This window comes from Virgibacillus dakarensis (genome assembly GCF_900155625.1).
Lineage (GTDB): Bacteria > Bacillota > Bacilli > Bacillales > Amphibacillaceae > Lentibacillus_C > Lentibacillus_C populi.
Window position 1 is genome coordinate 890,614 of record NZ_LT732554.1, and the last position, 11,403, is coordinate 902,016.

General features: G+C 42.3%; 12 protein-coding genes and 1 other annotated feature. All 12 genes read left to right on the top strand.

The annotated features are described in order from the left end of the window. The first annotated feature begins 1 nt into the window (after position 1). The 12 genes from rlmB to rpoB all read left to right on the top strand — a co-directional run bounded on the left by rlmB (position 2) and on the right by rpoB (position 11,245). On the top strand, positions 2-745 hold the full coding sequence (gene rlmB, locus CZ382_RS13950; protein WP_088051808.1) for a 23S rRNA (guanosine(2251)-2'-O)-methyltransferase RlmB: 744 nt from the start codon (positions 2-4) through the stop codon (positions 743-745). Positions 746-748: 3 nt separating this feature from the next. Then, positions 749-1,258 carry an NYN domain-containing protein gene (locus CZ382_RS13955; protein ID WP_088051809.1) on the top strand — a complete coding sequence of 170 codons (510 nt, stop codon included), beginning with the start codon at positions 749-751 and terminating at the stop codon, positions 1,256-1,258. Between the two features lie 136 nt (positions 1,259-1,394). Continuing rightward, a complete protein-coding gene (sigH, locus tag CZ382_RS13960) occupies positions 1,395-2,045 on the top strand; it encodes an RNA polymerase sporulation sigma factor SigH (protein WP_200809531.1) in 651 nt (216 codons plus the stop codon). A gap of 223 nt (positions 2,046-2,268) precedes the next feature. Continuing rightward, positions 2,269-2,418, top strand: a complete 150-nt coding sequence (gene rpmG, locus CZ382_RS13965; protein WP_088053475.1) for a 50S ribosomal protein L33 — start codon at positions 2,269-2,271, stop codon at positions 2,416-2,418. A gap of 31 nt (positions 2,419-2,449) precedes the next feature. Continuing rightward, a complete protein-coding gene (secE, locus tag CZ382_RS13970) occupies positions 2,450-2,623 on the top strand; it encodes a preprotein translocase subunit SecE (protein WP_088051811.1) in 174 nt (57 codons plus the stop codon). Positions 2,624-2,829: 206 nt separating this feature from the next. After that, positions 2,830-3,363 (top strand): transcription termination/antitermination protein NusG, encoded by a 534-nt coding sequence (gene nusG / locus CZ382_RS13975; RefSeq protein ID WP_088051812.1) that lies wholly within the window; start codon positions 2,830-2,832, stop codon positions 3,361-3,363. A 227-nt stretch (positions 3,364-3,590) separates the two neighbouring features. Continuing rightward, positions 3,591-4,016, top strand: coding sequence for a 50S ribosomal protein L11 (gene rplK / locus CZ382_RS13980; protein ID WP_140392735.1), 426 nt, complete (start codon positions 3,591-3,593; stop codon positions 4,014-4,016). Positions 4,017-4,439: 423 nt separating this feature from the next. Beyond that, positions 4,440-5,132, top strand: a complete 693-nt coding sequence (rplA, locus tag CZ382_RS13985; protein WP_088051813.1) for a 50S ribosomal protein L1 — start codon at positions 4,440-4,442, stop codon at positions 5,130-5,132. Between the two features lie 58 nt (positions 5,133-5,190). After that, positions 5,191-5,339 (top strand) — a sequence feature (ribosomal protein L10 leader region). 27 nt (positions 5,340-5,366) lie between these two features. Beyond that, positions 5,367-5,873, top strand: coding sequence for a 50S ribosomal protein L10 (gene rplJ, locus CZ382_RS13990; RefSeq protein WP_088051814.1), 507 nt, complete (start codon positions 5,367-5,369; stop codon positions 5,871-5,873). 61 nt (positions 5,874-5,934) lie between these two features. After that, complete coding sequence (gene rplL / locus CZ382_RS13995) at positions 5,935-6,300, top strand: 50S ribosomal protein L7/L12 (RefSeq protein ID WP_088051815.1); 366 nt, start codon at positions 5,935-5,937, stop codon at positions 6,298-6,300. A gap of 141 nt (positions 6,301-6,441) precedes the next feature. Next, positions 6,442-7,041 carry a class I SAM-dependent methyltransferase gene (locus CZ382_RS14000; RefSeq protein WP_088051816.1) on the top strand — a complete coding sequence of 200 codons (600 nt, stop codon included), beginning with the start codon at positions 6,442-6,444 and terminating at the stop codon, positions 7,039-7,041. Between the two features lie 667 nt (positions 7,042-7,708). Further along, positions 7,709-11,245, top strand: a complete 3,537-nt coding sequence (gene rpoB, locus CZ382_RS14005) for a DNA-directed RNA polymerase subunit beta (RefSeq protein WP_088051817.1) — start codon at positions 7,709-7,711, stop codon at positions 11,243-11,245. Positions 11,246-11,403 lie beyond the last annotated feature (158 nt).

The following is an 11,403-nucleotide window of genomic DNA, read 5'->3' on the forward strand; positions in this document are numbered from 1 at the left end:
GATGGATCAGGAAATGATTATTGGGAAAAACCCTGTTATCGAGGCATTAAAGTCTGGCCGATCCGTGAACAAACTATTGATTTCCGAGCAATTAAACCCAAATACACAGGGGAAATTACGGCAGCTTGCCAAACATGCAGATACCATTGTGCAAAAGGTCCCCAAAACAAAACTGGACAAGCTTGTAAACGGAAACCATCAAGGTGTTATAGCCTACGTTGCTTCCTACCAATATGCGACAATTGACGATTTGTTTACGGTAGCCAGTACGCGGGGGGAAGCCCCTTTTTTCATTATTTTGGACGAGTTGGAGGATCCGCATAACTTAGGGTCGATTTTACGAACAGCGGATGCTGCCGGTGCACATGGTGTCATTATTCCAAAGCGGCGCTCGGTTGGTCTAACTGCTACCGTTGCCAAAACGGCTGCAGGAGCTTTGGAACATATTCCAGTCGCCCGTGTAACCAATATTGCACAGGCAATGGATGGGTTAAAAGCAAAAAATATCTGGGTCGTTGGTACAGAAGCAGAAGGAACAGAGGACTATCGCTCGCTTGACGGTACGTCGCCAATCGCGGTGGTCATCGGCAACGAGGGGAAAGGGATGAGCCGGCTGGTAAAAGATAAATGTGACTGGACTGTCAGCCTGCCAATGAAAGGGTATGTCTCTTCTCTAAACGCCTCCGTTGCCTGCAGTTTGCTTCTATACGAGGTATTTCGGAAAAGGCATCCACTTGGAGAATGACAGATGGATGTAATCGTTGTTGATGGGTATAACATTATTGGTGCATGGGAAGAACTTCAGCGTCTAAAAGAAAGGGATATGGCGCAAGCGAGAGACCGTTTAATCGAACGGATGGCTGAATATAAAGCATTCACAGGAAACCGGGTTATTATTGTGTTTGATGCTTATTTTGTGAAAGGCATCGCCAGCAAGCTAAATGAATATCAGGTAGAGATCATCTATACAAAGGAAAAGGAAACCGCTGACGAATGTATTGAAAAACTTGTTAAAGATTTAAAAAATGTAGACAACCAGGTATATGTTGCAACCTCTGATTATGCGGAGCAGCAAACCATTTTCGGGCGTGGTGCCTTACGTAAATCAGCCAGGGAGTTGGCTATTGAATTAAAAAATATCGAGGTAGAGATTGAAGAGAGTATTGACCAATATGCAAACAACAAACCACAACTAAAAATACCACTCAAAAAGAATGTCCTGGAAACATTTGAAAAATGGCGGCGAGGGGATAAATAATAGGAATTTGCATATCGGTCGTAGCCCGCCCAGTCCAGCCGCTTCCGACTCCTGAAAATTCCCTGTTGATGTTTGCAAACGGTTGCGGTATACTGGTTCTATATATGGACTGTTCAGAGTCGGGGGGTCATACTTGGTGAGTGTCAAGCAGATAGAGACAGATCATAAAAGCTTGCAAATGCTTGATGATGATGCGATCATCCAATTGATCCAGAACGGTAATAGTCATGCGCTTGATTTTTTGATTAACAAATACCGAAGTTTTGTCCAAGCAAAGGCACGTACGTATTTTTTAATCGGTGCGGATAAAGAGGATATTGTTCAAGAAGGAATGATTGGTCTATACAAAGCAATACGGGATTTTGATGAGGACAAGCTATCATCATTCAAAGTATTTGCTGAGCTTTGCATAACTCGTCAAATTATCACAGCGATTAAAACAGCTACCAGGCAAAAGCATATCCCGCTCAATTCCTATGTTTCTTTGGACAAGCCAATCTATGACGAGGAATCAGATCGTACATTGCTGGATGTCATCGCGGGGTCGAAAGCGATCGACCCACAGGAACTGTTAGTAAACAGGGAACGGTTTGGTGATATGGAAGATAAGCTATCTGAATTATTGAGCGAATTGGAGAAGCAGGTATTGAATTTATATTTGGATGGACAAACGTACCAGGAAATTTCGGTGGAATTGAAACGTCACGTCAAGTCCATAGACAATGCGCTGCAGCGTGTGAAACGGAAACTCGAACAGCTGATTAATTCGAGCGAAGTCAGCTTTTAGAAGGCGTTGACATTGACTGGCAACAGTGCTACATTAAGTTAGTAACAAAAGCATGCTTCCTGATAGCAATGCTTTAACGTTATGCTTCACTGCTTTTAAATTTTATAAATGCCTAAGGAGAAAGGCGCTGGAGCCGGACGTGGCCTACTCTGACATGAGCAGAAAGAGTCAGGATTCTTATACTTTCTTACCTAACGAAAAAACCCGCCAATGGGGTGGTGAAATGAATAAAAAGGTAACATTAGCGTGTACAATATGTTCAAGTCGAAATTATACTACTACTAAAAATGTATCCACTCAACCTACACGCTTGGAAGTACGGAAATATTGCAAAACATGCGGAAAACATACACTGCACCGTGAAACGAAATGAGATAGACGGCAGGGAGTTTGGGGGTACAAGCATGAAAGTTATTACGTTTTTTAAAAATGTGTCTCGGGAAATGAAAAAGGTTAGCTGGCCAAAAGGTAAAGAGTTAACAAGTTATACGATAACGGTAATAACAACGGTCGTATTTGTTGCGATTTTTTTCACTTTGGTCGATCTTGGGATTACACAGATATTAGAATTGTTTTAACTGAATAATAATGCTATATTTATGCTATAATGAAAAATAAATAAAACTTTTTTTGAAAACCCGGGTTAACGGGTTTTTTAATATTGTTTTAATATAGGTTGCAAAAAATCCAGCCTGGTTTAGGGTAAGGAATCTATCCGAGCTCCTGCCTCTAACCTCTGGCATTTGAAAAGGGAGGGAAGGGCAAGCGGCTTTGTCCTGTTCTAATGGAGAAAAATTGGTATGTTGTTCATACGTATTCAGGGTATGAAAACAAGGTGAAAACAAATTTGGAGAAACGTGTTGAATCAATGGGCATGGAAGACAAGATTTTTCGTGTAATCGTCCCGGAAGATGAAGAAACAGAAATTAAAAATGGGAAGAAAAAAGTTTCCAAGAAGAAATTCTTCCCTGGCTATGTATTAACAGAAATGATTATGACCGATGATTCATGGTATGTGGTAAGGAATACCCCTGGCGTAACTGGTTTTGTGGGCTCGAGCGGCCATGGATCAAAGCCAACCCCTCTACTGGCTGATGAGGTGGACACTGTTTTGAAACGGATGGGTATGGCTGATCCGGTTACCCAGATTGACTTTGCATTAAAAGAAAATGTAACGGTTAAAGAAGGGCCTTTCGCAAATTTCACAGGAACCATTGAACACATTGACGTCGATAAACAAAAAGTGAAAGTGCATGTTAATATGTTTGGCCGGGAAACACCAGTCGAATTAGACTTCTCGCAAATTGAAAAACTATAACAGCGGCTTCGGGACCTAAGCTGGTGCTTTCAATTTCTGGTCGGCTTAACGTATTGGATTCCAGTGTACTCCAACAAAAAATATGAGACGAGACCTTGCATTATTTGTTGATTCATGCTAAAATTCTTTTGTTATTCATGTCCTTAAGATTTAGAGGGAAATGGCTAATTATGAGTGGGAGGGGCAACCCCTATTACCACATCACGGACTTTAAGGAGGTGTGTCTCGTGGCTAAAAAAGTAATCAAGTTAGTAAAATTGCAAATCCCGGCTGGAAAGGCAACCCCAGCACCGCCAGTAGGACCGGCATTAGGTCAAGCGCAAATTAACATTATGGGATTTTGTAAAGAATTTAATGCGCGTACGCAAGATCAAGCTGGTATGATTATTCCGGTTGAAATCTCGGTTTTTGAAGACCGTTCATTTACATTTATTACAAAAACTCCACCTGCAGCCGTTCTGTTGAAAAAAGCAGCTGGTATTGATACTGCATCAGGTGAGCCGAACCGTAATAAAGTTGCAACAGTAAAACGCGACAAAGTAAAAGAAATTGCGGAAACAAAAATGCCTGATTTAAATGCCGCTGATGTAGAAGCAGCGATGCGCATGGTTGAAGGAACAGCGAAAAGCATGGGTATTGCAATAGAGGACTAATCTTAAAGGCAGAAGTGGCCGTTTAGCAGCCGCTTTAGCCAGACTAATCTGAAAAGCGGAAGCGGCTGTTTAGCGACGTATGGACTGGACTGAGCCGTAGGAGATAAAGGAAACACGGTGAGCTGGAAGCGAGCCGATGTTGACTTATCGTACGGAGGTGAGGGAAGTCCACTAGTCGCTGGCCGCTGGAGCTAGACTAATGCTCATCCGTTTTTACGGTACAGGTTGCGATAATGGGCTTCCACCCTTCGCAGCCTTTTTCGTGAATGGGTGCTTGCGTTAGAATAAAAGTGAGGCAGAGTCAGATTGGTATTTTATGAGCAATCTGACCTCTAACCTCTGGCATCTGGAAAGACACATTCAGCTGTTTTTCCAAGTGGGAGGTCTAACCGCTATAAACCACAAACCATAGGAGGAAATAAAATGGCTAAAAAAGGTAAAAGATATCAAGAAGCAGCAAAGCTTGTTGATCGCTCAAAAGCGTATGAAGTTGATGAAGCTATTGCATTAGTAAAACAAACCGCTAAAGCGAAATTTGATGAAACAGTTGAAGCTGCATTTCGTTTGGGCGTGGATCCGAAAAAAGCGGACCAGCAAATCCGCGGTGCTATGGTGTTACCACATGGTACGGGTAAAACACAACGCGTTCTGGTTTTTGCTAAAGGCGACAAAGTTAAAGAGGCAGAAGCGGCCGGAGCAGATTATGTAGGTGACCAGGACTTGATTAATAAAATTAACCAAGGCTGGTTTGAATTTGATGTCATCGTGGCAACACCAGACATGATGGCTGAAGTTGGTAAACTCGGTCGAGTACTAGGACCTAAAGGGTTGATGCCAAATCCTAAAACGGGAACAGTTACATTTGAAGTGGAAAAAGCTGTTAACGAAATTAAGGCCGGGAAAGTGGAATATCGTGTCGATAAATCTGCTAACATTCATGTCCCTATTGGAAAAATTTCATTTGATAATGAAAAACTGGCTGAAAACTTTGTAGCAGTAATTGAACAGCTTGTAAAAGTAAAGCCTCAAGCAGCAAAAGGCGTTTATATGCGCAATGTATCGGTAACTTCAACAATGGGTCCTGGAATTAAAGTAGATGTTTCTAATTATCGTTAATTATAAAATGATAATTATTGACTTTTAAATTGTGATCAGCTATACTGAATACCGTTATAAAATTGAATACGTTGTACCGTAGACAGCAGGTGCGAGACATTCGCTTAATTTCCCGCCGAGGTCTTTAAGAACAAATACGATCATAATTGATAAAGATTTGTTATACAAAGCCTTCATGTCTGCATGAAGGCTTTTCTATGTCCGGTATGATGAATAATAACAGGAGGTGGAACAATGGCAAATAGCAATATTGTTGCGCAAAAACAACAGGTTGTACAAGATATCGCTGACAAATTTAATGCAAGTCAATCTACACTATTAGTGGATTACCGTGGTCTCGATGTTGCTGAAGTTACGGAATTGCGTAAACAGCTTCGTGAAGCAAATGTTGAATTCAAAGTTTATAAGAACTCCATGGCTCGACGTGCTGTCGATTCAGTTGAACTAGGTGAATTAGGTGAAAAATTGGTTGGCCCAACAGCAATTGCGTTCAGTAATGAGGATGTTATAGCACCGGCTAAAATTCTGAACAAATTCGCCAAAGATCATGATGCATTAGAAATTAAAGGCGGCGTAATTGAAGGGAAAATCGCAACACTTGACCAAATTAAAGAGCTTGCTGACCTGCCAAATTACGAAGGTATGGTTTCGATGCTGCTTAGTGTGCTACAAGCACCTATACGTAATCTTGCGTATGCTGCGAAACAGGTTGCGGAACAAAAAGAAGAACAAGGCGCATAATTTTGTGTCTATCGATAGGAAAATACAAATCAATTAAAATGAATTCAGGAGGAAATAAATCATGACGAAAGAGCAAATTATTGATGCTATTAAAGAAATGTCCGTTTTAGATTTAAACGATCTTGTTAAAGCGATTGAAGAAGAATTTGGCGTTACAGCTGCAGCACCAGTTGCAGTTGCAGGTGGAGCAGGTGGCGGAGAAGCTGCTGAAGAACAAACTGAATTTGATGTAGTACTTGAAGGTGCTGGAGCAGCAAAAATTAAAGTTGTTAAAGCAGTTCGTGAAATTACCGGGCTTGGTCTTAAAGATGCAAAAGACTTGGTTGATAACGCTCCAAAAGCTATTAAAGAAGGCGTATCAAAAGAGGAAGCCGAAGAAGTTAAAGGTAAACTTGAAGAAGCTGGAGCAACTGTTGAAGTTAAGTAATACGAAAAAAGGATGTTCAAAAAATCTCCAAATGATAAGCGGCGACTTTTGAACACGTACTGAAAGAAAGCTCGTCGAATTAGCGACGGGCTTTCCATGTATCTTCTCTGATCTATACATTAAAACAAAGTAGGTGCCCGGATGGCTGAGCATTACTTTACACAAAAACCTCAATCTAAAAGTTCACCCGAGACATGGAGTTATCAACTAAAAGGAAGATTATATACATTCACAAGCGACCATGGTGTATTTTCAAGAAATGAAGTCGACTTTGGTTCGCGTTTACTGATCGAGGAATTCGTTGAACCGGCTGTTAGTGGTGATTTTCTGGATCTTGGTTGTGGATATGGTCCGATCGGAATTGTCTTGGCAGATCATTTTAAGCGAAATGTTATGCTAGCTGACATCAATGAGCGTGCACTGAAGCTGGCGCAACAAAATGCAGCAATGAATCACGTTGAGAATGTCACGTTTATAGCAAGTGACCGGTTTGCCAATTTGACAACGTACAAGTTTGCGGCAATAATAACCAATCCACCAATCAGGGCTGGTAAGAAAATAGTTCATGCTATGTTTGAAGAAAGTAAACGTCAACTAATAGATCATGGTGAATTATGGGTTGTCATTCAAAAGAAACAAGGTGCGCCATCAGCTAAAGAGAAATTGCAAACGTTATTTGGCAATGTCGAGGTAGTAGCTCGATCCAAAGGGTATTTTATTTTGCGAGCTGAGAAGTTATAAAATCAAAGCGGAACAGGACTGGTTGGCAAGGTATGCCACGTCCAGCTCCAGTACCCAGCGACTAGTGGACTTCCTTCACCTCCGTACGATAAGTCAACATCGACTCCCTCTGGTCGTCGTGTTTCCTTTATCTCCTACGGTTCAGTCCAGTCCATACGTCGCTAAACGGGCACTTCCGCTTTTGGGTTGACCTTATAATTCCCTTATGTTATTATAATAAAATGCTAACATGGGACTTCCTTTGTCAAGGGAAATTTTCATGAAAAATGAAACGTATATTTCATCGGTAATCGGAGACAATGGTAAAATGTTTGGAAAATCTGCTCCATAACAGACTTTCTGTTAAATGAACATCCTGTATAAGGTTTTTTTATGAAAAGCCTTTTTTCTATTTTATAACTATAAATAATTGCTTTCCTGCCGATGAAAGAGATACAATATCATTCCATCTATACGAAGGAAGGTGTGTGTTTATCCTTTATGATTACCCTTGTGCGGTTTGTCCGGCATGTTTAGTAGTTGGATAATTTGGCAGGATTTATTCACAATTTATGATCCGAAAAACGGGACTGAAGAATAGTATTTGTTTCAGTTTGTGTTTTTCTAATATAAATAGTTATTTTTCAGGAACACTCATGAAAAATGCTTGATTTGAGAGGTGAAGCAGTTGACAGGTCAACTAGTTCAATATGGACGGCACCGCCAACGCAGGAGCTATGCGCGCATCAGTGAAGTATTGGAATTACCAAATCTGATTGAAATTCAAACCGCTTCTTATCAATGGTTTTTAGAAGAGGGGTTGCGTGAAATGTTTCAGGACATTTCACCGATTGAAGATTTCACAGGAAACCTATCATTGGAATTTGTTGACTACAGTTTAGGTGAGCCTAAATACCCTGTTGATGAATCGAAAGAAAGAGATGTGACGTATAATGCTCCGCTTCGTGTGAAGGTTCGTTTAATTAATAATGAAACCGGTGAAGTAAAAGAGCAGGAAGTATTTATGGGAGACTTTCCGTTGATGACGGACACAGGTACATTTATTATCAATGGGGCAGAGCGTGTTATTGTATCACAGCTTGTTCGTTCTCCTAGTGTCTATTATAACGAAAAAATTGATAAGAACGGAAAAAGAGGCATCACAGCAACAGTGATTCCGAACCGTGGCGCATGGCTTGAATTTGAAACAGATGCCAAAGATGTCGCTTATGTCCGAATTGACCGAACACGCAAATTGCCAATTACCGTGTTATTACGTGCGCTTGGATTTGGGACAGATCAGGAAATCGTGGATCTGATAGGTGAAAACGAATATCTTAAAAACACCTTGGATAAGGACAATACGGAAACAACGGAAAAAGCGTTACTGGAAATCTACGAGCGGTTGCGTCCAGGTGAACCACCTACCGTTGATAATGCGAAAAGTCTATTGGTCTCCCGTTTCTTTGACCCTAAGCGTTACGACTTGGCAAATGTTGGCCGGTATAAGATGAACAAAAAGCTGCACATCAAAAATCGTCTATTTAACCAAGTACTTGCCGAGACAGTTGTTGATCAAGAAACTGGTGAAGTTTTGGCACAAAAAGGCGATAGATTAGAACGCAAATTACTAAACAAGCTAATTCCCCATCTGGAAAAAGAAGAGGGAATGCTTGGTGAACAGACGCTGGAGCCGCATGATGGTGTGCTGGAGGATCCAATCCGTGTTCAATCAGTAAAAATTGTGGATCCGACAGACCCGAGTGGTGAACGGGAATTACATGTTATTGGGAATGCAGGAATTGAAAAAGCGGTAAAAAATATCATGCCAGCTGATATTTTATCAGCTGTCAGCTATTTCTTTAATTTATTGCATCAGGTAGGCGATACAGACGATATTGATCACTTGGGCAACCGCAGATTACGTTCTGTTGGTGAATTGCTGCAAAACCAATTCCGTATTGGTTTGTCACGGATGGAACGTGTTGTCCGGGAGCGGATGTCCATTCAGGACACATCAAGTATTACACCACAGCAATTAATTAATATACGCCCGGTTATTGCATCGATCAAGGAGTTTTTTGGCAGCTCGCAGCTATCACAATTTATGGATCAAACCAATCCGTTAGCTGAGCTGACACATAAGCGTCGTTTGTCAGCACTTGGTCCTGGTGGTTTAACCCGTGAACGTGCAGGCATGGAAGTGCGTGACGTGCATTATTCCCACTACGGCCGTATGTGCCCGATTGAAACGCCAGAAGGACCGAATATCGGGTTAATTAACTCGTTGTCAAGTTATGCAAGAGTAAATACATTTGGATTTATTGAGACACCATATCGCCGTGTTGATCCTGATACAGGGAGAGTAACGTCGCAAATTGATTATTTGACTGCAGATGAAGAGGATAACTATGTTGTTGCACAGGCAAACGCCCAGTTAACCGATAACGGAAGCTTTGCGGATGAGGAAGTTATTGCTCGTTTCCGCGGGGAAAACACTGCCGTACCAAGGGACCGTATCGATTATATGGACGTATCGCCAAAACAAGTAGTCTCAGCCGCAACAGCGTGCATTCCGTTTTTGGAAAATGATGATTCAAACCGTGCGCTAATGGGTGCTAACATGCAGCGACAAGCAGTACCATTGATGAATCCGGAAGCACCGATTGTCGGAACTGGAATGGAATATGTTTCAGGGAAGGACTCTGGCGCTGCGATCATCTGCCGCCATTCCGGAATTGTCGAACATGTGGAGGCGAAAGAGGTACATGTCCGCCGCGTATCAGACGTAGACGGGAAGGAAGTTAAAGGTGATTTAGACCGGTATAAACTACAGAAGTACATCCGTTCCAACCAGGGAACATGCTATAACCAGCGTCCGATTGTTCGTGCCGGAGACCGCGTGACAAAAGGCGAGATCCTGGCAGACGGTCCGTCAATGGAAGACGGGGAACTGGCTCTTGGTCGTAATCCGTTGGTTGCCTTTATGACGTGGGAAGGCTACAACTATGAAGATGCGATCATTATGAGTGAACGCCTTGTTAAAGATGATGTATATACATCCATCCATATTGAAGAATATGAATCGGAGGCTCGTGATACGAAGCTGGGACCGGAGGAGATCACCCGGGATATCCCCAATGTTGGGGAAGAAGCATTAAAGAACCTTAACGAACAAGGCATTATCCGAATCGGTGCAGAAGTCACTGACGGTGATATTTTGGTTGGGAAAGTAACACCAAAGGGCGTGACTGAATTATCCGCTGAGGAACGTTTGCTTCACGCAATTTTCGGAGAAAAAGCTCGAGAAGTCCGTGACACATCATTAAGAGTACCACATGGAGCCGGCGGAATTGTGCTGGATGTGAAGATTTTCAACCGTGAAGACGGTGATGAATTACCACCGGGCGTTAATCAGCTTGTTCGTGCCTATATTGTCCAAAAACGTAAAATTCACGAAGGCGACAAAATGGCTGGACGTCACGGTAATAAAGGGGTTATTTCCAAAATATTACCAGAAGAAGATATGCCATTTTTACCTGACGGAACTCCGGTTGACATCATGCTTAACCCATTAGGTGTCCCATCGCGAATGAATATTGGACAGGTGTTTGAATTGCATCTGGGTATTGCTGCCAGAAGATTAGGGATTCATGTAGCAACACCGGTATTTGATGGCGCGACAGAAGAGGATGTCTGGGAAACACTGGAAGAAGCAGGGATGCCCAAGGATGCCAAAACAGTTTTGTATGACGGAAGAACAGGCGAACCGTTTGATAATCGGGTTTCCGTCGGAGTCATGTATATGATTAAACTGGCACATATGGTTGACGACAAACTGCATGCCCGTTCAACAGGTCCATACTCGCTTGTTACGCAGCAGCCGCTTGGTGGAAAGGCGCAATTCGGTGGACAGCGTTTCGGTGAGATGGAGGTCTGGGCACTTGAAGCGTATGGTGCCGCATATACCCTTCAGGAAATTTTAACGGTTAAATCTGATGATGTTGTCGGGCGTGTGAAAACATACGAAGCGATTGTCAAAGGTGACAATGTGCCTGAGCCCGGTGTGCCTGAGTCATTCAAAGTACTAATTAAAGAACTTCAAAGTCTCGGGTTGGATGTCAAGATTCTCTCCAGTGACGAAAAGGAAATTGAAATGCGTGAAATTGAGGAAGAAGACACACAAGCAGCAAGCAAGCTTAACCTGGAAGTGGAACAAAATTAAAAACAGAACGGAGTGTTGGCTCCTGACTCGAGCCGGCATCTCCTGTTTTACTATAGAATGTGTTCAAAAAGAGAAAAAAATGGCCGGGACTGGCAACTGTCGTAATGTCAACAGCCATAGCCAACAGTAGCTCGTCCTGTCACGTTAAAGTTCGAGGC